Annotated in this window: 25 protein-coding genes and 1 pseudogene; 19 read left to right on the top strand and 7 right to left on the bottom strand. The window is 54.8% G+C overall.

Annotated features, from left to right (window positions below):
* Positions 1-14 precede the first annotated feature (14 nt).
* Positions 15-1,193, top strand: coding sequence for an amidohydrolase (locus WH277_RS23250; RefSeq protein WP_159337863.1), 1,179 nt, complete (start codon positions 15-17; stop codon positions 1,191-1,193).
* 14 nt (positions 1,194-1,207) lie between these two features.
* Here WH277_RS23250 and WH277_RS23245 read toward each other — a convergent pair whose 3' ends face one another.
* The 3 genes from WH277_RS23245 to WH277_RS23235 form a co-directional block, all read right to left on the bottom strand.
* Positions 1,208-2,077, bottom strand: a complete 870-nt coding sequence (locus WH277_RS23245) for a phosphoribulokinase (RefSeq protein ID WP_133846681.1) — start codon at positions 2,075-2,077, stop codon at positions 1,208-1,210.
* Positions 2,078-2,177: 100 nt separating this feature from the next.
* Positions 2,178-2,396: a YheU family protein gene (locus tag WH277_RS23240; protein ID WP_133846705.1), complete on the bottom strand. Its 219-nt coding sequence runs from the start codon at positions 2,394-2,396 to the stop codon at positions 2,178-2,180.
* Positions 2,396-3,412, bottom strand: coding sequence for a hydrolase (locus WH277_RS23235; RefSeq protein WP_339507105.1), 1,017 nt, complete (start codon positions 3,410-3,412; stop codon positions 2,396-2,398). The genes WH277_RS23240 and WH277_RS23235 overlap by 1 nt, the downstream gene beginning before the upstream one ends.
* Positions 3,413-3,472: 60 nt before the next feature.
* Here WH277_RS23235 and WH277_RS23230 point away from each other — a divergent pair, with 60 nt between their 5' ends.
* Positions 3,473-4,075: a LysE family translocator gene (locus tag WH277_RS23230; RefSeq protein WP_133846683.1), complete on the top strand. Its 603-nt coding sequence runs from the start codon at positions 3,473-3,475 to the stop codon at positions 4,073-4,075.
* 291 nt (positions 4,076-4,366) lie between these two features.
* On the opposite strand, the gene WH277_RS23225 is transcribed toward WH277_RS23230, so the two are convergent.
* Entirely contained in the window at positions 4,367-4,624 is a 258-nt protein-coding gene (locus WH277_RS23225) for a hypothetical protein (RefSeq protein WP_159337867.1), read from the bottom strand.
* Positions 4,625-4,651: 27 nt separating this feature from the next.
* Here WH277_RS23225 and tauA point away from each other — a divergent pair, with 27 nt between their 5' ends.
* Genes tauA through tauD form a run of 4 tightly spaced genes read left to right on the top strand, consistent with a single transcriptional unit; the run spans position 4,652 to position 8,071 of the window.
* Entirely contained in the window at positions 4,652-5,629 is a 978-nt protein-coding gene (tauA, locus tag WH277_RS23220; protein ID WP_133846685.1) for a taurine ABC transporter substrate-binding protein, read from the top strand.
* A 14-nt stretch (positions 5,630-5,643) separates the two neighbouring features.
* The gene (tauB, locus tag WH277_RS23215; RefSeq protein ID WP_339507102.1) at positions 5,644-6,411 is read left to right on the top strand and encodes a taurine ABC transporter ATP-binding subunit; all 768 of its coding nucleotides are present in this window, start codon (positions 5,644-5,646) and stop codon (positions 6,409-6,411) included.
* A complete protein-coding gene (tauC, locus tag WH277_RS23210) occupies positions 6,408-7,235 on the top strand; it encodes a taurine ABC transporter permease TauC (RefSeq protein ID WP_159337873.1) in 828 nt (275 codons plus the stop codon). Before tauB ends, tauC begins: the two co-directional genes overlap by 4 nt.
* A complete protein-coding gene (gene tauD / locus WH277_RS23205; RefSeq protein ID WP_133846688.1) occupies positions 7,232-8,071 on the top strand; it encodes a taurine dioxygenase in 840 nt (279 codons plus the stop codon). Before tauC ends, tauD begins: the two co-directional genes overlap by 4 nt.
* Before the next feature lie 76 nt (positions 8,072-8,147).
* Here tauD and WH277_RS23200 read toward each other — a convergent pair whose 3' ends face one another.
* The gene (locus WH277_RS23200; protein WP_159337889.1) at positions 8,148-8,873 is read right to left on the bottom strand and encodes an NUDIX hydrolase; all 726 of its coding nucleotides are present in this window, start codon (positions 8,871-8,873) and stop codon (positions 8,148-8,150) included.
* Positions 8,874-9,086: 213 nt separating this feature from the next.
* Here WH277_RS23200 and prs point away from each other — a divergent pair, with 213 nt between their 5' ends.
* Both prs and WH277_RS23190 read left to right on the top strand, forming a co-directional pair.
* Complete coding sequence (gene prs / locus WH277_RS23195; RefSeq protein ID WP_339507098.1) at positions 9,087-9,962, top strand: ribose-phosphate diphosphokinase; 876 nt, start codon at positions 9,087-9,089, stop codon at positions 9,960-9,962.
* A complete protein-coding gene (locus WH277_RS23190; protein ID WP_339507096.1) occupies positions 9,952-11,439 on the top strand; it encodes a nicotinate phosphoribosyltransferase in 1,488 nt (495 codons plus the stop codon). The genes prs and WH277_RS23190 overlap by 11 nt, the downstream gene beginning before the upstream one ends.
* A 287-nt stretch (positions 11,440-11,726) precedes the next feature.
* On the opposite strand, the pseudogene WH277_RS23185 reads toward WH277_RS23190, so the two are convergent.
* Positions 11,727-13,628, bottom strand: a pseudogene (locus WH277_RS23185) (ABC transporter ATP-binding protein).
* A 126-nt stretch (positions 13,629-13,754) separates the two neighbouring features.
* Here WH277_RS23185 and kefG point away from each other — a divergent pair.
* The 4 genes from kefG (at position 13,755) to slyD (ending at position 17,057) form a co-directional block, all read left to right on the top strand.
* Positions 13,755-14,306 carry a glutathione-regulated potassium-efflux system ancillary protein KefG gene (gene kefG / locus WH277_RS23180; RefSeq protein ID WP_133846707.1) on the top strand — a complete coding sequence of 184 codons (552 nt, stop codon included), beginning with the start codon at positions 13,755-13,757 and terminating at the stop codon, positions 14,304-14,306.
* Positions 14,307-16,112 (top strand): glutathione-regulated potassium-efflux system protein KefB, encoded by a 1,806-nt coding sequence (kefB, locus tag WH277_RS23175; protein WP_133846692.1) that lies wholly within the window; start codon positions 14,307-14,309, stop codon positions 16,110-16,112. It abuts the gene before it with no gap.
* A 63-nt stretch (positions 16,113-16,175) separates the two neighbouring features.
* Positions 16,176-16,370, top strand: coding sequence for a YheV family putative zinc ribbon protein (locus WH277_RS23170; protein ID WP_133846693.1), 195 nt, complete (start codon positions 16,176-16,178; stop codon positions 16,368-16,370).
* A gap of 138 nt (positions 16,371-16,508) precedes the next feature.
* Complete coding sequence (gene slyD, locus WH277_RS23165) at positions 16,509-17,057, top strand: peptidylprolyl isomerase (RefSeq protein WP_133846694.1); 549 nt, start codon at positions 16,509-16,511, stop codon at positions 17,055-17,057.
* Positions 17,058-17,294: 237 nt separating this feature from the next.
* On the opposite strand, the gene WH277_RS23160 is transcribed toward slyD, so the two are convergent.
* Positions 17,295-17,513 carry a SlyX family protein gene (locus tag WH277_RS23160; RefSeq protein ID WP_133846695.1) on the bottom strand — a complete coding sequence of 73 codons (219 nt, stop codon included), beginning with the start codon at positions 17,511-17,513 and terminating at the stop codon, positions 17,295-17,297.
* Positions 17,514-17,804: 291 nt separating this feature from the next.
* Here WH277_RS23160 and fkpA point away from each other — a divergent pair, with 291 nt between their 5' ends.
* From fkpA to rpsG, 7 genes are all read left to right on the top strand, one after another.
* Positions 17,805-18,635, top strand: a complete 831-nt coding sequence (gene fkpA / locus WH277_RS23155; protein ID WP_159337879.1) for an FKBP-type peptidyl-prolyl cis-trans isomerase — start codon at positions 17,805-17,807, stop codon at positions 18,633-18,635.
* 200 nt (positions 18,636-18,835) lie between these two features.
* On the top strand, positions 18,836-19,558 hold the full coding sequence (locus tag WH277_RS23150) for a helix-turn-helix transcriptional regulator (protein WP_133846697.1): 723 nt from the start codon (positions 18,836-18,838) through the stop codon (positions 19,556-19,558).
* Positions 19,558-19,944 carry a sulfurtransferase complex subunit TusD gene (tusD, locus tag WH277_RS23145; RefSeq protein WP_133846698.1) on the top strand — a complete coding sequence of 129 codons (387 nt, stop codon included), beginning with the start codon at positions 19,558-19,560 and terminating at the stop codon, positions 19,942-19,944. The genes WH277_RS23150 and tusD overlap by 1 nt, the downstream gene beginning before the upstream one ends.
* Positions 19,944-20,303 (top strand): sulfurtransferase complex subunit TusC, encoded by a 360-nt coding sequence (gene tusC / locus WH277_RS23140; protein ID WP_133846699.1) that lies wholly within the window; start codon positions 19,944-19,946, stop codon positions 20,301-20,303. The genes tusD and tusC overlap by 1 nt, the downstream gene beginning before the upstream one ends.
* Positions 20,304-20,311: 8 nt before the next feature.
* Complete coding sequence (tusB, locus tag WH277_RS23135) at positions 20,312-20,599, top strand: sulfurtransferase complex subunit TusB (protein ID WP_133846700.1); 288 nt, start codon at positions 20,312-20,314, stop codon at positions 20,597-20,599.
* Positions 20,600-20,724: 125 nt separating this feature from the next.
* Positions 20,725-21,099: a 30S ribosomal protein S12 gene (gene rpsL / locus WH277_RS23130; protein ID WP_003852912.1), complete on the top strand. Its 375-nt coding sequence runs from the start codon at positions 20,725-20,727 to the stop codon at positions 21,097-21,099.
* 96 nt (positions 21,100-21,195) lie between these two features.
* Positions 21,196-21,666: a 30S ribosomal protein S7 gene (rpsG, locus tag WH277_RS23125; RefSeq protein WP_004160604.1), complete on the top strand. Its 471-nt coding sequence runs from the start codon at positions 21,196-21,198 to the stop codon at positions 21,664-21,666.
* The last annotated feature ends 2 nt before the right edge of the window (positions 21,667-21,668 follow it).

Raw genomic sequence — 21,668 nt, 5'->3', positions numbered from 1 at the left:
ATCAACCAGGAGTCATGATGACTATCGAGACGCTGATTCAGGATGTCACACCAAAGGTGCTGCAATGGCGGCGGCATATTCACGCGAATGCCGAACTCTCTTTCCACGAGCATGGCACCGCAGACTATGTTGCCGCTGAACTGGCAAAGTTTGGCCCATTAACACTTAGTCGCCCGACGCCAAATAGCGTACTGGCTGAACTTGAGGGGCCGCGTAGTGGTGACTGCATTGCCCTGAGGGCCGATATGGATGCGCTGCCTATTGAGGAGTTGAACAGTGAACCTTTCACCTCGCGCAATCGCGGTGTGATGCATGCCTGCGGGCATGATGCGCATACGGCAATGCTGATGGGGGCGGCATGGGTGTTGTGCCAGCAGCAGAGTAAGCTTGCCGGCAAAGTGCGCTTTATTTTCCAGCATGCGGAAGAAGTGCCACCAGGCGGGGCCAGCGAGCTGATTAAGCTGGGCGTATTGAACGGTGTATCAATGATCTTCGGTCTGCATGTTTTCCCTGGACTGTCTACCGGCCAGGTGGCTGTGAAAGAGGGCGTCTTCAGCGCTGCCAGCGATAACTTCGACCTGACCCTGCAGGGAAAAGGCGCCCACGCAGCGATGCCGCAGGAGAGTATCGACCCGGTGACGCTGGGCGCAGGAGTGGTGCAGGCACTTCAGCAGATTGTCTCACGTCGTCTTGATCCTAACGAAGGTGCCGTACTGACGGTCGCGAGTTTTCAGGCTGACGGCGGCTATAACGTTATCCCTGACACGGCGCATCTGCGCGGCACGCTGCGCACGCTCAGCCAGAGTGCGCGTAACACTATCCCGCAGATGATGTCACAGCAGCTGGACGGAATGACGCAGGGAGCAGGGGCCAGCTACGTGCTGAAATGGACGCCGGGTTACACCACCGGGGTTAATCACCCGGACGCCTGCCGTATTGCAGTGGATAATGTGATTGCCACGCTGGGGGATGATGCCTTGCAGGTTATGCTGCATCCAATGTTTGGCTGCGAGGACTTCTCAGCCTATCAGCAGGTAGTGCCGGGCTGTTTCCTGTGGGTCGGGTCGGGCAACCCGGAAAAAGGGACCTGCCGGGGGCTGCATAACCCCCATTTTCGCCTTGACGAAGATGCGCTAAAAATCGGGGTGAGGCTGCATACCGGCTTTATCCACCGCCTGCTGATGAAGCGATAACAGGATAAATGGGGTCAGCCGATTTTTTTGCCTTCGATAAGGCGTTTGACCAGTGGCCCCATAATCAACTCCATTGCCAGTCCCATTTTTCCACCTGGTACCACCAGGGTTTTGATATGCGAGATAAACGAACCTTGCAACATGGAGAGAAGATAGGGGAAGTCGATATCTTCCAGCCCCTGAAAGTGGATGACGACAAAACTTTCATCCAGAGAGGGGATGCCGCGAGCAGCAAAGGGGTTAGAGGTATCCACCGTGGGGACGCGCTGGAAGTTAATATGAGTGCGTGAGAACTGCGGCGTAATAAAGTTAATGTAGTCCTCCATGGAACGCACCACTGAATCCATGACCGCTTCACGCGAGTGACCGCGTTCACCCGTGTCGCGCACCAGTTTTTGTATCCACTCCAGGTTAACGATAGGCACCACGCCGACCAGCAGGTCCACCTTGTCTGCCACGTTGTGCAGCGGAGTCATTACGCCGCCATGCAAACCCTCATAAAACAGGACATCGGTGGGTTCAGGCAGCGGCTGCCACGGGGTAAATGTACCCGGCACCTGGTTCCAGGGTACGGCTTCATCATAGGTGTGCAGATATTTGCGCGACTGCCCTTTACCGCTGCGACCATATTCACTGAACGTTTGCTCCAGCAGGCCAAAGTCATTGGCTTCAGGGCCAAAATAGCTGACGTGCTTTCCCATATCGCGCGCTTTACGGATTGCCATATCCATTTCCGGGCGGGTAAAACGGTGGAAACTGTCCCCTTCGACCTCGGCTGCCCGCAGATTAAGTTGCTGAAAAATCTTCCTGAAAGCCAGGCTGGTGGTGGTGGTTCCTGCCCCACTGGAGCCGGTGACGGCGATGACCGGATGTTTGGCTGACATGGCGTGCAACTCCCTGATAAAGGTCGGACGGACGGATCATTGGTAACATGTTTTACCCGTCCAAGTCATTATGGCTTCACGTTTACTTATTCACGACTATTTATTCACGAAACTGGCCGCGCGGCATGATGTTGACGGATTCATGCAATTCCGACCACACCAGCACCACCTCGCCGCTGTTGAGCTGGCGACGGACATCGTCGACTTTCTGTTTTAGCGAGCGCTCCTGTTCACCATAGTCGGTGCCTTCACGCAGCACGAAGGATTCAATCAAATTGTCGAGCGTCTCGGTATCAAGGTCTTTCCAGGGGATAATCATCATTTCTCCAGCCAGGTGTTAAGCCACTGAGGGATGCGCTGTTCCAGCCACATCGCAGGTTTACGCAGCGTGCCGCCGACGAAACCGACGTGTCCACCGTGCTGCGTCAGCTGATACTCAACACAGGCGGGCAGTAATGCCGGATCAGGGATGACCTCAGGGGTCATAAAAGGGTCGTCTTTCGCGTGTATCACCAATAACGGTTTACGCACGCCGGGGAGCAACGGCATGGCGCTGCAACGATGATAGTAGTCGCTGGCATCCGCAAAGCCGTGCGCGCGCGCGGTGATCGCATCGTCAAAGTCGCGTAGCAGGCGCAGCGATTTAAGCTGAGCCAGGTCGACAGGGAGTGTTCCCGGCCACGCGCGGAGTTTGCGTTCGGCATTCTGCTTCAGCAATCCCAGCAAATAACGCTGATAGATGCGTGAAAATCCCTGCTCCAGCCGCAGACTACAGGGTTCCAGCATCAGCGGGGCGGAAACCACCACGCCCGCGTCCAGCAGGCAGCCCTCGCCCTGCTTGCCCATCAGACAGGCCAGCATATTCCCGCCCAGGGAAATCCCCACCGCGGCGGTAGGAACCTGTCCCCATTCATCGCGCAACCACTGCAAAAAGTAGCTGGCGTCTTCTGTCTCACCGGAGTGATAGATACGGTTGAGCCGATTCGGTACACCACTGCAACCGCGAAAATGCATCACCACGCCAAGCCAGCCGCGATCTTTCCACGCCTGAAGCAGGCCGTGCGCATAAGGGCTGTGAAAACTGCCCTCCAGCCCGTGGAACAGGACCACTCGGGGTTTGTGGCGTGCGGCCGCCGGATCTTCACTCCATGCCAGATCGACAAAATCGCTATCCGGTAACGTCAGGCGCTGCCAGTGGGGTTGCAGGGTAATGCGGCGACGGATCAGGCGCGGCAGAATGGTTTGCAGATGCGGATTGCTGGTGCCCATTAGTGGACGAAAAGCGTTATCCGTCAGGGGGCTAAAATTTATCGGGTTAGAGCTTGTAGGATCCATAGCACGCTGTTAGCTTCGTCAGGTTGTTAATTTTTCAGAGGGGTGGGGAGCACCCGTTCTATGGAACTGAGTCTGTTTTTATCAATGCTGGGCTTTCTGTGGGTCGCGGCGATTACGCCAGGCCCTAATAATATGTTACTCACCGCCTCAGGTGCTAACTTTGGTTTTCTGCGCTCTCTGATGTTACTGATCGGCATTATGATCGGGATGCAGGTGATGCTGCTGATGGTGGCCTTTGGCGTGGGTGGTTTGATTCTGCTTTATCCTTCCCTCCATCTGTTCCTGAAAATAGCGGGCAGTGCCTATTTGCTCTGGCTGGCGTGGAAAATCGGCAGCGCGGAATACGAAAAACTGGAAACGGGTAACGCACCCGCAGCGCCGATGCCGTTCTGGCAGGGCGGTCTGTTGCAACTGATTAACCCGAAAGCCTGGCTAATGGCACTGGGTGCTGTGGCCAGCTTCAGTCTGGCCGGTGAAGCCTACAAAAACTCGGTGATTGCCATCAGTATTGGCATGGCGCTGGTCAATGTGGTTTCCGGGGTGATCTGGTTAGGCTTCGGCACGCTGATAGGCCGCATTCTGCGCAGTCGCCGGGCCTGGACCCTTTTCAATGTTTTTATGGGGTTGTTAACCGCGGCCTGCGTATTGCTGATCTGGCACTAAAACCGCGGGCGAGGCGTGCCTCGCCCCTACGGTATTTGCTTCGGACCTACGATCTTCCCCGCCTCTACGTCGTGCTTCGGACCTACGATATTCTTCATTTTCCGTAGGGGCCGGGCATACCCGGCCCGATTACGGCTTAAACCCATCGGTTTTCAGCAGACTGTTCAGCACGGTGAGGTCGGTCTCGAACGCCAGCGTATCGTTTTCCAGCAGGCGCAAATGCTGCTGGGCGAAGGCGGAGTTCAGTGCTTGTAACGCATATGTCGGTAGTTTTTCCGCTATTGATGGCCGTCAGGCTTTGCGTTTCAGCATTTGATTGATGGTATCGGCCATCTCTTTTTGCAGGGCAGTCGCCTGGCGTTGAGACTGTGGTGCAAGGGAAATGCGCAGTGCGTAAACCCTGCTTATTCTGAAAATACGCTTAACTAAGGCTTTTACCATTTTTTGGCAAATCAATTCACAATTCTTCCTAAGCAATTTTTGATATAAAAAAGAATTTTTAATTACTTTATTACGATAGTCGCGCCCGGTTACAAAGGAGGTGTTCACCAATAACAATAATCTCTGGAGCGGGCTATGGCGGGTAAATTCACACTTTCAATATTGGCAGCGGCATTGTCACTGACAGCACTCAGCGTTCAGGCAGTCGATGTCACCATCGCGTATCAGACATCAGCAGAACCGGCAAAAGTCGCTCAGGCTGACGGCACCTTTGCCAAAGAGAGCGGGGCGAAAGTCGACTGGCGTAAATTCGACAGCGGCTCCAGCGTGATCCGCGCACTGGCTTCCGGCGACGTACAGATCGGCAATATCGGTTCCAGCCCACTGGCGGTCGCCGCCAGTCAAAAACTGCCTATCGAGGTGTTCCTGCTGGCTTCCCAACTGGGCAACTCCGAAGCGCTGGTGGTGAAAAAAGACATCAAGAGTCCGAAAGACCTGATTGGCAAGCGCATCGCCGTGCCCTTTATTTCAACCACGCATTACAGTCTGCTGGCGTCGTTGAAGCACTGGGGCATTAAGCCGGGCCAGGTACAGATCATTAACCTGCAACCCCCGGCCATTCTTGCAGCCTGGCAGCGTGGTGACATCGATGGTGCTTACGTCTGGGCTCCGGCAGTGAATCAGCTGGAGAAAGACGGCAAGGTGCTGACCGATTCCGCCCAGGTCGGGAAATGGGGTTCGCCAACGCTGGATGTGTGGGTAGTGCGTAAAGACTTTGCCCAGCAGCATCCGGAAGTGGTGACTGCCTTTGCCCGCAGCGCACTGGACGCGCAGAAAGCCTATCTTGATAACCCACAGCAGTGGCTGAAGCAGGACGATAACCTGACCAAGCTGTCGCGCTTCAGCGGTGTGCCGAATGCTGACGTTCCGGTTCTGGTGAAAGGAAATACCTATCTGACAGCGAAGCAGCAGGTGGAGCAGCTTAACGGCCCGGTGAACAAGGCGATTGTGGATACGGCCCAGTTCCTGAAAGAGCAGGGCAAAGTGCCGGAAATCGCAACGGATTACAGCAGCTACGTCACCGACCGCTTTGTGAAACCTCTCGCACAATAACAGGAGCCAGAATCATGCTGTCAGTCTCTCATCTTCGCGCCAGCTATGCAGGACAACTGGCATTACAGGATATCAACCTGTCGATCGGCAATGGAGAGCTGGTAGTGGTTCTGGGGCCTTCGGGCTGCGGCAAGACCACGCTGCTGAACCTGATTGCCGGATTTATTCCGGCAGACGGTGGCAGCATTACGCTGGACAGCCAGCCGGTGAGTGGACCGGGCGCCGACCGGGGCGTGGTCTTTCAGCATGAAGGGCTGCTGCCATGGCGCAATGTACTGGATAACGTTGCATTCGGGCTCCAGCTGGCAGGAGTGGAAAAAAATGCCCGCCGGGCAGTGGCACGCCAGATGCTGAAAAAAGTCGGGCTGGAGGGTGCTGAAAAACGCTTTATCTGGCAGCTTTCGGGCGGTATGCGTCAACGCGTTGGCATTGCCCGCGCACTGGCGGCTGACCCGCGTCTGCTGCTGCTCGATGAACCCTTCGGCGCACTTGACGCCTTTACCCGCGAGCAGATGCAGGAACTGTTGCTGACGTTATGGCGCGACAGTGGCAAACAGATTCTGTTGATTACGCACGATATTGAGGAAGCCGTATTCCTCGCCAGCGAACTGATTCTACTGTCTCCGGGGCCGGGCCGTATTGTCGAACGCCTGTCACTCGACTTTGGCCGCCGCTATGCAGCGGGGGAAGCCTGCCGCGCGATTAAATCCGATCCTGCCTTTATTGAACGCCGTGAATACGTACTCGGCCGGGTGTTCCAGCAGCGTGAGGTATTTGCATGAGCTCCCTGATTAACGAAAAAAGCACGGTGCGCCGTGTGAAATGGCGCTGGCCGCTGTCGCGTCAGCTGACACTCAGCGTGGGTACACTTCTGGTGTTGCTGGCCGTGTGGTGGGCCGTGACCGCCTTACAGCTGATTGAGCCACTGTTTCTGCCGCCGCCGCAGAAGGTCTTACACCAGTTACTGATCATCGCCAGCCCGGTCGGGTTTATGGATGCCACGCTGTGGCAGCATTTGGGTGCGAGCCTGACGCGCATTGTGATTGCGCTGTTGGCCGCGACGTTGATTGGCGTTCCGGTCGGCATTTTTATGGGGCTGAATGACACCGTGCGCGGCATTCTCGACCCGTTGATTGAGCTGTACCGTCCTGTGCCGCCGCTGGCTTATTTGCCACTGATGGTGATCTGGTTTGGTATTGGCGAGACCTCAAAAATTTTACTGATCTACCTGGCGATTTTTGCGCCGATCGCGATGTCGGCGGTGGCCGGGGTAAAAAGTGCTCAGCAGGTCCGTCTGCGTGCCGCCCGCTCACTTGGTGCCAGCCGCTGGCAGGTGCTGTGGCATGTGGTTCTGCCCGGTGCGCTGCCGGAAATCCTGACAGGCATTCGTATTGGTCTTGGCGTCGGCTGGTCGACGCTGGTGGCCGCTGAACTGATCGCCGCCACCCGCGGACTGGGCTTTATGGTGCAGTCAGCTGGCGAGTTTCTCGCCACCGATGTGGTGCTGGCCGGTATCTCGGTGATCGCCCTGATAGCTTTTGCGCTGGAGCTGGGGCTACGCGCCTTGCAGCGCCGCCTTACCCCCTGGCATGGAGTACAACAATGAACGAACGTATTAAAATTCAGGCGCTTGGCCCCTATATTGGTGCCCAGGTCAGCGATGTAGATTTGACCCGCCCGTTAAGCGATGCGCAGTTTGAGCAGCTCTATCATGCGCTGATCCGCCATCAGGTACTGTTCCTGCGTGACCAGCCGTTAACCCCGCAGCAGCATCGCCAGCTGGCGGCACGGTTTGGCGACCTGCATATTCACCCGGTTTATCCGCATGCGCCGGATGTGGAGGAGATTATCGTGCTGGATACCCATGACGATAACCCGCCGGATAACGACAACTGGCATACCGATGTGACGTTTATTGAAACCCCTCCAGCCGGGGCGATCCTCGCGGCGAAGCAGTTACCCGAAACCGGGGGCGATACGCTGTGGACCAGTGGGATCGCTGCGTATAACGCGCTGTCTGAACCGTTACAGGTGCTGCTGGGTGGGTTACAGGCCGAGCATGATTTCCGCAAAGCCTTCCAGGAATACAAATATCGCGGCAGTGAGGAAGAACATCAGCGCTGGCAGCAGGCGGTGGCGAAGAATCCGCCCGTGTTACATCCAGTGATCCGCACCCATCCGGTCAGCGGTAAAAAGGCGTTATTTGTTAATGAAGGCTTTACCACGCGTATTGTCGGTCTGACAGAGAAGGAGAGTGATGCGCTGCTGCATTTCTTGTTTGCCCATGTCACCAAACCTGACTTCCAGGTGCGCTGGCGCTGGCAGGTGGGTGATGTGGCCATCTGGGATAACCGCGTGACGCAACATTATGCCAATGCGGATTATTTACCGGCGCGCCGCATCATGCACAGAGCAACGATATTAGGGGACAAGCCCTTTTAACAAAACGGATTGTACCGGAGCGAGACAAGGCGCGAGGAGACGCAGCAACACAGTCGCAGCCCGGTACAAGGCCGTTTTAATTGTCGATCATCAGGTTGCGGGAGAAGGTATGAACATCCGCACCCGGCTTAAGGCGATACAGTTTGGCCTTTCGCGCGCCCGTCGCCACGCTTTCCCCGGTTTCCTCAAACATCGCTGAGGCCTCAAAACGACGGATCAGGCTTTTACGCTGCACCGGGCGGTCGAGGATCGTTTCGGTTACGTCCTGCAACTGCGTGAGGGTAAAGGCGGCAGGCAGGCAGTAGACGGGCAGCAGGGAGTAGAGCGTTTTTTGCCGCAGCCGTTGCAGGGCTTCGGCAATAATCAGCTGGTGGTCAAAGGCGATATCGCTGCGCTGTGCCAGCCCGGCCAGCGGTTGCCACTGCACATCGCTCACGTCCTCACTTTCTGCGCGGCAATTTTCCGCGGCGATCAGCGCATACCAGGCAGTGGTCAGGCTCCAGCCGCGGGGATCTCGATCTGGCCCTGACCAGGTTGCCAGCTGTTCAAGCCACGGAGGATTGACCGTGGTTTTCTCACGCAGTTTACGCAGCGCCGTGGCACGCGTGGATTCATCCTGTTGCATATCAATAAACCCTCCCGGTAGCCCCCACCATCCCCGTTGCGGATGATTAGCACGTTGTACCAGTAACACGCACAGCTGTTCCTGCCATAGGGTAAACAGCACGCTGTCGACGGTGACAAGCGGTGCGGCATAGCGTGAGGCATCGTACTGCGCCAGATACTCTTCTTCTGATGACATCATAGGGTTCCTGCAGGAAGTGTCGCTGGGACACACTACCAGCCCCGGCGTAATGATTCAATCATGCCGCTTTTTTGATGAGATTTATTTGATTTAAAATCATGGTGTTAACCAGTTTTTCTCTCCGCGAGTTATTTTTTACTTGTTAATTAGTGTCTCTTGGACAATTATATAAATGTCCTTGAGACATTAACTGGTAAATAGGAGTCTGCGATGATGAAACTGCAATTAACACTCGATGGTCAGGAGGCCGCGCTGGAAAGCGGTCGCTTTCCTGACGGTGCGGTCTGGGGACGTGTGCTGTCGTCGCTTGATCCGCAGGCCACCATTCTGACGCTGCGTGCCAGTGCGATGCAGACACTGGATGACCTGATGCTGGTCGCGCAGGTACTGGATGCGGTACGCCAGCGCTGCCTGCTGCGCCAGACGACTCTTGAGCTGCCGTGGCTGCCCTATGCCCGCCAGGACCGCACCATGCGTGACGGTGACAGTTTTGCGTTGAAAGTGTTTGCCGGTTTTCTTAATCAACTGCGCTTTGACCGCGTAGTGGTGCTTGATCCGCATAGCGATGTGGCCGCAGGCGTTGTTGACCGTCTGGTGGCGATCCCACAGCATCGCGCTCTGATCCACAGCCCTACGCTGCGCGCTGAACTGGCGCAAGGCATGATGCTGGTTGCGCCCGATGCAGGTGCGTTGAAGAAGGTGCATGCGCTGGCGCAGCAGGTTAACGCCATGGAATACGGCATTCTGGGCAAACACCGTGATATTGCCAGCGGTGCACTGAGCGGATTCGAGCTGTTGAAAGGCAATGTGATGAACCGGGATGTGCTGATTGCTGACGACCTCTGCGATGCAGGGGGCACCTTTATCGGTTCAGCTGCGGTGTTACGTGCTGCCGGTGCGCGTTCGGTCAGCCTGTATGTCACGCACGGGCTGTTCAGCAAAGGAGTGGATCACCTGCTGAGCCAGGGGATCGACCGCATATGGACCACCACATCACTGGCGGGACATGAACTGGCGCAGGAACGTGTAGAACTGATTGATATCGAGACCATTTACCGCAGTGAAGGAGCATCCCATGCAAATTAATCCGATTCTGGCTATCGACGGCTACAAAACCACACATCGCGAACAGTACCCGGCGGGAACGAACCGCGTGTACTCCAACTTTACCCCGCGTGGAAATCGTTATTTCCACTCACCGCTGGCGGATGATGCGCTGGTGTTTTTCGGCCTGCAGGGTTTTTTACAGTGGTTTATGGTCGATTTGTTTAACGACAAATTCTTTGCCCAGCCGGAAGAGCAGGTGGTGGGCGAGTATCAGCAACTGATGGACAGCTACCTGGGAAAAAATAGCGTCAGCGTGGAGCATATCCGCGCACTGCATCGCCTGGGCTATTTGCCGCTGGCGATCAAAAGCCTGGATGAAGGCAGCAAAGTGTCAATGAAAATTCCGGTGCTGACCATCACCAATACCGTGGATGAGTTTTTCTGGCTGGTTAACTACCTTGAGAGCGTGATGTCGGCAGAGCTGTGGAAGTCTTCCACCAATGCTACCGTGGCGCACCACTATCGCCAGATTTGTCAGCAGTGGGCGGAACGGACCTGTGACGATATGACACATGTCGATTTTCAGTGTCATGACTTCTCGTTCCGCGGCATGTCAGGCCTGCATGATGCTGCACAATCGGGGGTGGGCCACCTGCTGAGTTTTACCGGTACTGACAGTCTGCCTTCTATTCTCTATGCGCAGCAGTACTACCGCCCGGCAGAAGGGACGTTTATTGCCGGGAGTATTCCTGCCACCGAGCACAGCGTGATGTGCATGGGTGAGGAGCAGGGTGAGATCGCCACCTTCCGTCGTCTGCTGACGGAGCTTTATCCTGCCGGGTTTGTTTCGGTGGTGTCCGATACCTGGGATTACTGGAAAGTACTGACCGAATACAGCCGCGAGCTCAAACCCGAGATCATGGCGCGTGAAGGCCGTCTGGTGTTCCGCCCTGACAGCGGTGACCCGGTGGAGATACTGTGCGGCAGCGGCGACGATGCCGACCGCGATCCGGCACGCAGTGCACAACAGAAAGGCTCCGTCGAAGTGCTGTGGGAGATCTTCGGCGGCACGATCAATGCGAAGGGCTACAAGGTGCTGGACCCGCATGTTGGCCTGATTTACGGCGACTCGATTACGCTTGAGCGTGCCAATCTGATCCTGAGCCGTCTGGAGGCCAAAGGTTTTGCCAGCAGCAATGTGGTGTTCGGCGTCGGGTCTTATACTTATCAGTACAACACGCGTGACACCTTTGGTTTCGCGATGAAAGCGACCTATGGCGAAGTGAACGGTGAGGGGCGTGAGATCTTCAAACAGCCGAAAACGGACAATGGCATGAAAAACTCTGCGCGGGGCCTGTTACGGGTGGAAAAAGATGATGAAGGGAAATATCGTCTGCTGGACGGTCAGAGCTGGCAGCAGGAGCAGGGTGGGGAGCTGAAAATCCGTTTCCTGGATGGAAAGCTGCATAACGTTGAAGATCTGACCGCGCTTCGCCAGCGTCTGGCGGCGCAGTAACGAGATGCGGGTCGGGCATGCCCGACCCCTACGAATGTGTTATCCCGATAAATCAGTGTCGTAGGGGCGTGGCATGCCGCGTCGGGTTGTGTCCCAGAGTGCGTTATCCCGTTAAATCAGTGTCGTAGTGGCGCGGTATGCCGCGTCGGGTTGTGTCCCAGAGTGCGTTATCCCGATAAATCAGTGTCGTAGGGGCGTGGCATGCCGCGCCCGGTTGTGTCCCAGAGTGCGTTATCCCGATAAATCAGTGTCGTAGGGGCGTGGCATGCCGCGCCCGGACTGCTGCATCAGGCGTTCATGATCGACTCTAATTCTTCCTGCGCTTCCAGCCATTCCATTTCGCACTCTTCCAATGCTGATTTCGCCGTTGCCTGCTGTTGCAGTGCAGCGGTCAGATCGGCTTTGCGGCTCTGATCGTAAATGGCGCTTTCAGACAGTTTACTCTCCGCGTCAGCCAGCTGGGCGTTGTGTTTTTCCATCTGCTTCTCCAGTTTCTCAATCTGCTTACGCAGTGGCTGAGTCTGGGTGCGCAGTTCGGCATCGCGGCGTTTCTGGTCTTTACGGGCCTGAGCGCTGTTGGCGCTGTCGGCTTTCGGGGCGGCCTCTGCGCTGGTCTGACGTTGGAGGTCACTCAACCACTGCTGATAATCTTCCAGGTCTCCTTCGAAGGCTTCGACTTTGCCATCGTGCACCAGGTAGAGATCGTCGGTGGTGGAGCGCAGCAGATGGCGGTCATGCGACACAACAACCAGAGCGCCTTCGAAATCGATCAGTGCCTCGGTCAGTGCCTGACGCATATCGAGGTCAAGATGGTTTGTCGGTTCATCCAGCAGCAGCAGGTTGGGACGTTGCCAGACCACTAAGGCCAGGACCAGGCGCGCTTTCTCGCCACCGGAGAAACGGCGTGTTTCTTCCGTGACTTTATCGCCCTGGAAACCAAAGCCGCCAAGATAGTCGCGCAGCTGTTGTTCCAGCACTTTCGGTGCCAGGCGCACCAGGTGCTGAATGGGGGACTCATCGGCGCGCAAAAACTCTAGCTGATGCTGGGCGAAGTAGCCAAGCTTAATGCCTTTCGACAGCCCGATATCCCCTTCCAGCGGGGCCAGTTCACCGGCCAACAGCTTAATCAGCGTTGATTTACCTGCGCCGTTACGCCCCAGCAGACCAATACGTGAGCCGGGTACCAGGTTGAGTTTGATCGAGTTAAGGATTTTTCTGTCGCCATAACCCGCGCTGACTTTTTCCATTTTCAACAGGGGATTCGGCAGGCTTTCAGGCTCGCGGAAGCTGAAGGTAAACGGGTTATCAACGTGAGCCGGGGCGATAAGCTCCATACGTTCCAGCATTTTGATGCGGCTCTGTGCCTGTTTCGCCTTGCTGGCTTTCGCTTTAAACCGATCGATAAAGCTTTGCAGGTGCGCCACTTTTTGCTGCTGATGTTCGAACATCGACTGCTGTTGTGAAAGCTTGGTCGCACGCTGAATTTCGAACGAGCTGTAGTTGCCGGTGTACTCGAAGATGGACTGCTGCTCTATGTGCAGGATCTTGTCGACCACCGGGTCAAGGAAGTCCCGATCGTGCGAAATCAGGATCAGCGTACCACTGTAGCTTTTCAGCCAGCGTTCCAGCCAGATCACGGCATCAAGATCAAGGTGGTTGGTCGGTTCATCCAGCAGCAGCAGGTCTGAGCGGCAGATTAGTGCCTGCGCAAGGTTAAGGCGCATACGCCAGCCGCCAGAGAAATCACTCACCGGTCGCTGTAATTGTTCCTGGCTGAAACCGAGGCCGTCCAGCAGACTGGCGGCGCGTGACTGAATGGTCCAGGCCTGAACCGCATCCAGCTTGCCATGCAGCGTGGCGATGGCATGGCCGTCGTTAATTTCATTTGCATGGGCTAATTAAGATTCAAGCTGACGAAATTCGCGGTCACCATCAATAACATACTCAATGGCCGGAACGTCCAGCGCTGGCGTTTCCTGATTGACCCACGCCAGCGACCAGTTACCCGGGTAACTGAAGCTACCGGCATCGGCGCTTATCTCGTTTTTCAGCAGGGCCAGCAGCGTCGATTTGCCACAGCCGTTTTTGCCGACCAGGCCGACTTTCTGACCGGGGTTGATCGTGGCTGTTGCGTTGTCCAGCAGTACGCGGACACCGCGACGAATTTGTAACGAGGAGAATACAATCATAAGCGCCGTAAGTTCAGAGTATGTTAAATTACACCATCATAATCAGTTTTGCGGAATCAAGTAGTTCCGTTGCGTCGAGCATGGTAGCGGAAATATCCCGCCATGACGACGATTTGGAGGGGAATGATGTCGCAGCTGCCTAAAGTCCTGCTGTTGTACGCCCATCCGGAGTCTCAGGATTCGATTGCTAATCGCGTTTTGTTGCAGCCGGCGCGTCATTTTGAGCATGTGACGGTGCATGACCTGTACGCACACTATCCGGATTTTTTTATTGATATTCACCGTGAGCAGCAACTGCTGCGTGAACACGATATCATCGTTTTTCAACATCCTCTTTACACCTACAGTTGCCCTGCGTTGCTGAAAGAGTGGCTGGACCGCGTGCTGTCACGTGGCTTTGCCAGCGGGGTGGGCGGTAATGTGCTGGAAGGCAAATACTGGCGCAGCGTGATCACTACTGGAGAACCGGAAGCGGCTTACCATCAGGAAGGGCTGAACCGTTATCCGATGTCGGACATTATGCGTCCTTTCGAGTTGACCGCACAGATGTGCAATATGCACTGGATGACGCCTATGATCATTTACTGGGCGCGTCGCCAGTCCGCTGATGTCATGCAAAATTATGCCCGTGCCTATGGCGACTGGTTGTCCAACCCGTTGCCACACGGAGGAGTGTAGATGGAAGGTCAAAGTCTTCTGACCGCAGGCGTGGTGTATCTGTTTGCGGCGGTGATTGCAGTGCCTATCGCCGCTCGCCTGGGGATTGGCGCGGTGCTGGGGTATTTGCTGGCGGGGATCGCTATCGGGCCCTGGGGATTGGGTTTCATCAGCGACGTCGATGAGATCCTGCACTTCTCCGAGCTGGGCGTTGTGTTCCTGATGTTTATCATCGGGCTGGAGTTGAAACCCTCCAAACTATGGGAGCTGCGGCGTTCGATATTTGGTGTCGGTGCTGCTCAGGTGATCCTCAGTGCGCTGGTGCTGGGCGGGCTGCTGTGGCTGACCGATTTCTCCTGGCAGGCGGCGACCATTGGCGGGATCGGCCTGGCGATGTCCTCAACGGCAATGGCGTTGCAGCTCATGCGCGATAAAGCGATGAACCGCAATGAGTCAGGCCAGCTCGGTTTTTCCGTGTTGCTGTTCCAGGACCTTGCGGTGATCCCGGCGCTGGCGCTGGTGCCGCTGCTGGCAGGCGGCGACAGTGGTCATACCGACTGGATGAAGGTCGGCATGAAAGTACTGGCGTTTGGCGGAATGCTGGTCGGCGGACGCTATCTGCTGCGGCCCATTTTCCGTTTTATTGCGGCCTCCGGTGTGCGCGAAGTCTTCACTGCGGCGGCATTGCTACTGGTGCTTGGGTCGGCGCTGTTTATGGATGCGCTCGGTCTGTCGATGGCGTTGGGCACCTTTATTGCCGGTATCCTGCTGGCGGAGAGTGAGTATCGCCACGAGCTGGAAATTGCCATCGATCCCTTTAAAGGACTGCTGCTCGGATTGTTCTTTATTTCGGTAGGCATGGCGTTAAACCTCGGTGTGCTCTATACCCATATTGTTGAGATTCTGATAGGCGTTGTGACCCTGGTGGCGGTGAAAACGGCGGTGCTCTATCTGCTGTCACGCATCTATGGCCTGCGCAGCTCTGAGCGGTTGCAGTTTGCCGGGGTGCTCAGCCAGGGCGGGGAATTTGCTTTTGTGTTGTTCTCTGCGGCAGCGTCAGCAAAGCTGTTCAGTGGCGATCAGATGCCATTGCTGCTGGTCACGGTTACGTTGTCGATGATGACCACACCGCTGTTGATGCAGGGCGTGGATAAAATTCTTGAGCGTCGCTTTAATGAAGTGGATGACAGCCAGGAAAAACCCTTTGTTGAAGATGATAAGCCTCAGGTAATTGTGGTGGGCTTTGGTCGCTTCGGTCAGGTTGTGGCGCGTTTGTTGATGGCCAATGAAAAGCGCATTACGGTACTGGAACGTGATATCAGTGCAGTCAGCCTGATGCGTAAATATGGTTACAAAGTGTATTACGGTGATGCCACCGAGCTGGAGTTATTACGTGCCGCGGGAGCAGAAACGGCGCAGTCTATCGTGATAACCTGCAACGGCCCGGAAGATGCGATGGAGATCGTTCATCTGTGTCAGCATCATTTCCCGCACTTGCAGATCCTGGCGCGTGCACGTGGCCGTGTTGAAGCACATGAACTGTTGCAGGCGGGGGTGACGCAGTTCTCCCGTGAAACGTTCAGCAGTGCGCTGGAACTGGGGCGTAAGACTCTGATGACGCTGGGTATGCATCCGCATCAGGCGTTCCGTGCCCAGCAACATTTCCGCCGTCTGGATATGAGAATGTTGCGTGAGCTGATGCCAAATCATACCGACAGCCAGCAGATTTCAAGAGTGAAAGAGGCCAGACGCGAGCTGGAAGATATCTTCCAGGCTGAGATGCAGCATGAGAAGCGGCAATATGATGGCTGGGATGAGGCGGATTAATTTTTGGCTATCGTAATCGAACGCTCATCGCCGATAACGCCAAATTTCATATGGAATAATACTATGCGTAAACGTTTTATCGCTGGTGCGACTTGTCCAAAGTGCCAGGCAAAAGACACCCTCGCCCTGTGGCGGGAAAATAATATTGATGTGGTGGAGTGCGTAAAGTGCGGCCATCAGATGCGTGAAGCGGATAAACAGGCTCGTGAGCAGGTGCGCGAAAATGAGCAAGTTATCGGTATTTTCCATCCGGAGTAACGCGCTGATTCAGCTTTTTTTACGTTGTTCCTTACAGCCGCATTGAAATTCGATACAATCGTCGCCACTTAGAGCCACTAAGGCTGACAATGGCAGTCAATGAATCAGGGCTCAAGCTCTCAACGGTTAGGAGTAATCATGAAAGTAGCAAAAGACCTCGTGGTCAGCCTGGCATACCAGGTGCGTACAGAAGACGGTGTGTTGGTTGATGAATCCCCGGTGAGTGCACCGCTGGACTACCTGCACGGTCATGGTTCTCTGATCTCCGGGCTGGAAAAAGCACTGGAAGATCATGTGGTCGGCGATAAGTTTGATGTGAATATCGAGTCAAACGATGCGTACGGTGCCTACGATGACAATCTGGTACAACGCGTCCCAAAAGACGTATTTATGGGTGTTGATGAACTGCAGGTTGGCATGCGCTTCCTGGCAGAAACCGACCAGGGTCCAGTGCCGGTAGAAATTACCGAAGTGGAAGACGAGCACGTAGTGGTTGATGGTAACCACATGCTGGCAGGTCAGAACCTGAACTTTAACGTTGAAGTTATCGCTATTCGCGAAGCAACGGAAGAAGAGCTGGCCCACGGCCACGTTCACGGCGAAGACGGCCATCACCACGACCACGACCATGATCACGACCATGGTCAGGGCGGTTGCGGGACTGGCGGTTGCGGCTGCAGCCACTAATATTCCGTCGTCTTTCGTGCTGTAGCTGCGTTGGCTATTGCACGACATACTGAGGAATATCAGCGATAAAAGGTCACCTTCGGGTGGCCTTTTTGCTTTGCCTGGGGGGATTGGGGCGGGCATGCCCGCCCCCTACGAAGCACCCATGCCGAGCCTTGCGAAGAATCAACATAGGGGCGAGGCATACCTGGCCTTCCGAAGAACCATCGTAGTGCTGAGGCACGCCTCGACCCGGTGTCAATAGTGAGGGGGTGGGGTTTCTTCGGAGGGATCCGCCAGCATCGATGGCGCAGCGGCTTTGAGCTTGTCGGTCAGCAGGCGCATCAATTCACGCAGTCGGGCCATTTCCAGCTCGTGTTGCACCACCGTCAGGTTAAGTTCCTCAATGGTGTGCTCCTGGAACGCCAGCTTACTCTCCATTATCTCCAGCCGTTGCTCCAGCAGTGATTGTTGCATTCTGTTTCCTCTTGTTACTACCGGCCCGTCTTCCGGGCTCGCGAATTGTCCGATTCTAACGGTAAAATGCAGGCAGAAGTAAGAGTATTGGCTTAAATTGGCCACCAGAGGTTGAAAAGGCGCGAACGAATCACCATTCCTTGTGTTGAAACTTTCGGATAATCACGCGGTCGGAAGTTAACTTCGAGTTTTTATGGCGAGATTGTTTTGTGATCCCGCCCCCGGTTATATTACAGACCGCAGGTCTGCAAACGATTTCCGAGGTGAGATGCTTCGGTTTTGGAGAAATGGATGAAATCACTGTTTAAAGTCACAATGTTAGCTACCACTATGGCTGTTGCACTGAATGCTCCTCTGGTTATGGCTGCTGATGCTGTTCCGGTTAAGCCAACTGCGCAGCAGCAGGCACCAAAAAATGCCGCATTCAAAAATGACGACCAGCAGTCAGCTTATGCACTGGGCGCGTCTTTGGGTCGCTACATGGAGAACTCCCTGAAGGAGCAGGAAAAACTGGGCATCGCACTGGATAAAGACCAGCTTATCGCGGGTGTACAGGATGCGTTTGCCGGTAAGAGCAAGCTCTCTGACCAGGAAATTGAACAAACACTGCAATCTTTCGAAGGTCGTGTGAAAGGTGCAGCGCAGGCGAAGATGGAAAAAGACGCAAAAGAGAACACCACGAAAGGTGATGCTTATGCGGCGAAATTCGCGAAAGAAAAAGGCGTGAAGAAAACCGAAACCGGTCTTCTCTACCAGGTAGAGAAAGAAGGGACGGGTGATGCGCCAAAAGACAGCGACACGGTTGTTGTGAATTACAAAGGTACGCTGATTGATGGTACTGAGTTCGACAACTCTTACACTCGTGGTGAGCCACTGTCATTCCGTCTGGATGGTGTTATCCCGGGTTGGACCGAAGGTCTGAAGCACGTTAAAAAAGGTGGCAAGATCAAGCTGGTGATCCCACCGAATCTGGCTTACGGCAAAAATGGCGTTCCAGGCATCCCGGCTAACTCCACCCTGGTCTTCGATGTTGAACTGCTCGACATCAAGCCAGCAGCGAAAGCGGATGATAATGCAGAGCAGGCAGCTCCTGCCGCCGCTGATGCGAAAGCCAAGAAATAATTTGATAATCGCCACCTTCGGGTGGCGTTTTTTTTTGTTTTACCCCAGTTTACACTCCTTCTTTGCGCCAGGTTGTATTTAACGACAAAGGGCGGGACACGCCTTTCCCATATTTGCTAGACTAACCCGCGCGCAATTAATAAGAATGAGTCTGCCCCTGGCGCCGTGTGACAGGCTCTTGTCAAAGGGTGGTGTCGTTCATGTCTAATTCACTTTTCTCCGGTGATGTTGCGGATTCGGAGCTGCTGGAGCAGCACCCCTTTACGCCCGGTGATTTCGAAATTTTAAAATCTTACGAGTCCGTCGTTGATGGCCTCGCGATGCTGATTGGCTCGCACTGTGAGATCGTTCTGCACTCGCTGGAGGATCTAAAATGTTCTGCGGTGCGCATTGCTAACGGTGAACATACCGGGCGTAAAATTGGCTCTCCGATTACCGATCTTGCCCTGCGTATGCTGCACGATATGACCGGGGCGGACAGTAACGTTTCCAAAGCCTATTTTACTCGGGCGAAAAGCGGTGTGCTGATGAAGTCGGTGACGATTGCCATCCGCAATCGCCAACAGCGTGTGATTGGTCTGCTGTGCATCAACATGAACCTTGATGTGCCTTTCTCACAGATCATGGCGACGTTTATGCCGCCGGAAACCCAGGAAGTTGCCTCCTCAGTGAACTTTGCCTCTTCGGTGGAAGATCTGGTGATGCAGACGCTGGAGTTTACGATTGAAGAAGTTAGTGCCGACCGTAATGTGTCGAACAATGCCAAAAATCGCCAGATTGTTCTCAATATGTATGAGAAGGGTATCTTTGATATCAAAGATGCCATCAATCAGGTGGCGGATCGTCTCAATATCTCCAAGCACACTGTCTATCTCTACATCCGTCAGTTTAAAAATGGCGATTTCCACGGGCAGGATAAGTAATGCGTTTCTCCCTGCTGGTCACCGGGCCAGCCTATGGCACGCAGCAGGCAAGCAGTGCCTGGCTGTTTGCTAATGCCCTGTTGGAACAGGGGCATACGCTTGACAGTGTTTTCTTCTATCGTGAAGGGGTCCTGAATGCCAGCGTGCTCAATGCCCCCGCCAGCGATGAGTTCGACCTCACCCGTCATTGGCAATCATTGCAGCAGAAACAGGGCGTGACGCTGAATATTTGCGTGGCTGCTGCCCTGCGCCGTGGCATTACCGACCAGCAGGAAGCCAGCAATCTGGGGCTACCTGTCGCCAATCTGGCAGACGGGTTTCAGCTTTCGGGGTTAGGGGCGCTGGCTGAAGCCGCACTGACCTGTGATCGTCTGGTGCAGTTCTGATGGCACGCGTTGCATTTGTATTCACTCAGGGACCGCATGGCTCCAGTGCCGGCCGTGAAGGGCTGGATGCGGTTCTCGCCACGTCAGCGCTCAGCGATGAAATTGCACTTTTTTTTGTCAGCGATGGTGTGCTGCAACTCACTCAAGGCCAGCAGCCGCAGCAGATTTTGGCGCGCGACTACATCGCGACATTTGGTGTGCTGCCGCTGTATGACGTTGATCGTTGTTATCTGTGCGCAGCAGCACTGGCAGAACGCGGTATGGCTTCTGATGCTGTGCGGGTGCTGTCGGCTGAAGTCCTGGCCCCGGATGCCCTTCGTACCATGCTGAATGATTATGACCGGGTCATGACCTTCTAGAGGAAACCATGCTGCATACCTTGATGACCTCGCCTTTCCACTGTGACCTGCCGGCCATGCTACGCTTGCTGGCAGAGGGTGATGATGTTCTGCTGCTGCAGGATGGGGTTATCGCTGCCCTTGAGGGCAGTTCCGCCCTTGAAGCGCTGCTGAATGCCCCCATCTCTGTGTACGTTCTGCAGGAAGATCTTGATGCCCGCGGCCTGGCCGCTCAAATTTCGACCAGGGTAACAACAGTAAGCTATACTGGTTTTGTTACGCTGGCGGTCAGGCATTCGCAACAAATGACCTGGTAAGTGCGGTAATCCTGGTTATTTCTTGACTCTTTTTCAGACCAGCTCTAAAATTCTGCGGCCTCGTGATTCCGCGAGGCGATTTATTACGTGTTTACGAAGCAAAGCTAAATCCCAGGAGCTATTTAATGGCAACAGTTAACCAGCTGGTTCGCAAACCACGCGTACGCAAAGTTGCAAAGAGCAACGTGCCTGCGCTGGAAGCCTGCCCGCAGAAACGTGGTGTATGTACTCGTGTATACACTACTACCCCTAAAAAACCGAACTCCGCACTGCGTAAAGTATGTCGTGTTCGTTTGACCAACGGTTTTGAAGTTACCTCCTACATCGGCGGTGAAGGTCATAACCTGCAGGAACACTCCGTGATCCTGATCCGTGGCGGTCGTGTAAAAGACTTGCCAGGTGTGCGTTACCACACCGTTCGTGGCGCGCTGGACTGCTCAGGTGTTAAAGACCGTAAGCAGGCTCGCTCCAAGTACGGCGTGAAGAAGCCAAAGGCTTAATGGTTCTCCGTTAAGTAAGGCCAAACGTTTTATCTTAAATGTCATAATAAACTCGTAGAGTTTTGGACAATCCTGAATTAACAACGGAGTATTTCCATGCCACGTCGTCGCGTCATTGGTCAGCGTAAAATCCTGCCAGATCCTAAGTTCGGATCAGAATTGCTGGCCAAATTTGTCAATATCCTGATGGTAGATGGTAAAAAATCTACTGCTGAAACTATCGTTTATAACGCGCTGGAGACCCTGGCTCAGCGTTCTGGTAAAAACGAGCTGGAAGCATTCGAAGTAGCCTTGGACAATGTCCGCCCAACCGTGGAAGTTAAATCCCGTCGCGTTGGTGGTTCTACTTATCAGGTACCAGTTGAAGTCCGTCCGGTTCGTCGTAATGCTCTGGCAATGCGTTGGATCGTTGAAGCTGCTCGTAAACGCGGTGATAAATCAATGGCTCTGCGCCTGGCGAACGAACTTTCTGATGCTGCAGAAAACAAAGGCACTGCAGTGAAGAAACGTGAAGACGTTCACCGTATGGCCGAAGCCAACAAGGCGTTCGCTCACTACCGCTGGTAACA

The sequence above is a fragment of the Erwinia sp. MYb416 genome, from assembly GCF_037479575.1.
In the GTDB taxonomy this organism is placed as follows: Bacteria; Pseudomonadota; Gammaproteobacteria; order Enterobacterales; family Enterobacteriaceae; genus Erwinia; species Erwinia rhapontici.
This window is presented reverse-complemented; position numbering and strand designations above follow the sequence as displayed.

Bases quoted from the DNA above. Each gene is read 5' to 3' on its own strand.
- WH277_RS23250 (WP_159337863.1), top strand. From the start codon at position 15: ATGATGACTATCGAGACGCTGATTCAGGATGTCACACCAAAGGTGCTG.
- WH277_RS23245 (WP_133846681.1), bottom strand. From the start codon at position 2,077: ATGTCAGCCAAACATCCGGTCATCGCCGTCACCGGCTCCAGTGGGGCA.
- WH277_RS23240 (WP_133846705.1), bottom strand. From the start codon at position 2,396: ATGATTATCCCCTGGAAAGACCTTGATACCGAGACGCTCGACAATTTG.
- WH277_RS23235 (WP_339507105.1), bottom strand. From the start codon at position 3,412: ATGGATCCTACAAGCTCTAACCCGATAAATTTTAGCCCCCTGACGGAT.
- WH277_RS23230 (WP_133846683.1), top strand. From the start codon at position 3,473: ATGGAACTGAGTCTGTTTTTATCAATGCTGGGCTTTCTGTGGGTCGCG.
- tauA (WP_133846685.1), top strand. From the start codon at position 4,652: ATGGCGGGTAAATTCACACTTTCAATATTGGCAGCGGCATTGTCACTG.
- tauB (WP_339507102.1), top strand. From the start codon at position 5,644: ATGCTGTCAGTCTCTCATCTTCGCGCCAGCTATGCAGGACAACTGGCA.
- tauC (WP_159337873.1), top strand. From the start codon at position 6,408: ATGAGCTCCCTGATTAACGAAAAAAGCACGGTGCGCCGTGTGAAATGG.
- tauD (WP_133846688.1), top strand. From the start codon at position 7,232: ATGAACGAACGTATTAAAATTCAGGCGCTTGGCCCCTATATTGGTGCC.
- WH277_RS23200 (WP_159337889.1), bottom strand. From the start codon at position 8,873: ATGTCATCAGAAGAAGAGTATCTGGCGCAGTACGATGCCTCACGCTAT.
- prs (WP_339507098.1), top strand. From the start codon at position 9,087: ATGATGAAACTGCAATTAACACTCGATGGTCAGGAGGCCGCGCTGGAA.
- WH277_RS23190 (WP_339507096.1), top strand. From the start codon at position 9,952: ATGCAAATTAATCCGATTCTGGCTATCGACGGCTACAAAACCACACAT.
- kefG (WP_133846707.1), top strand. From the start codon at position 13,755: ATGTCGCAGCTGCCTAAAGTCCTGCTGTTGTACGCCCATCCGGAGTCT.
- kefB (WP_133846692.1), top strand. From the start codon at position 14,307: ATGGAAGGTCAAAGTCTTCTGACCGCAGGCGTGGTGTATCTGTTTGCG.
- WH277_RS23170 (WP_133846693.1), top strand. From the start codon at position 16,176: ATGCGTAAACGTTTTATCGCTGGTGCGACTTGTCCAAAGTGCCAGGCA.
- slyD (WP_133846694.1), top strand. From the start codon at position 16,509: ATGAAAGTAGCAAAAGACCTCGTGGTCAGCCTGGCATACCAGGTGCGT.
- WH277_RS23160 (WP_133846695.1), bottom strand. From the start codon at position 17,513: ATGCAACAATCACTGCTGGAGCAACGGCTGGAGATAATGGAGAGTAAG.
- fkpA (WP_159337879.1), top strand. From the start codon at position 17,805: ATGAAATCACTGTTTAAAGTCACAATGTTAGCTACCACTATGGCTGTT.
- WH277_RS23150 (WP_133846697.1), top strand. From the start codon at position 18,836: ATGTCTAATTCACTTTTCTCCGGTGATGTTGCGGATTCGGAGCTGCTG.
- tusD (WP_133846698.1), top strand. From the start codon at position 19,558: ATGCGTTTCTCCCTGCTGGTCACCGGGCCAGCCTATGGCACGCAGCAG.
- tusC (WP_133846699.1), top strand. From the start codon at position 19,944: ATGGCACGCGTTGCATTTGTATTCACTCAGGGACCGCATGGCTCCAGT.
- tusB (WP_133846700.1), top strand. From the start codon at position 20,312: ATGCTGCATACCTTGATGACCTCGCCTTTCCACTGTGACCTGCCGGCC.
- rpsL (WP_003852912.1), top strand. From the start codon at position 20,725: ATGGCAACAGTTAACCAGCTGGTTCGCAAACCACGCGTACGCAAAGTT.
- rpsG (WP_004160604.1), top strand. From the start codon at position 21,196: ATGCCACGTCGTCGCGTCATTGGTCAGCGTAAAATCCTGCCAGATCCT.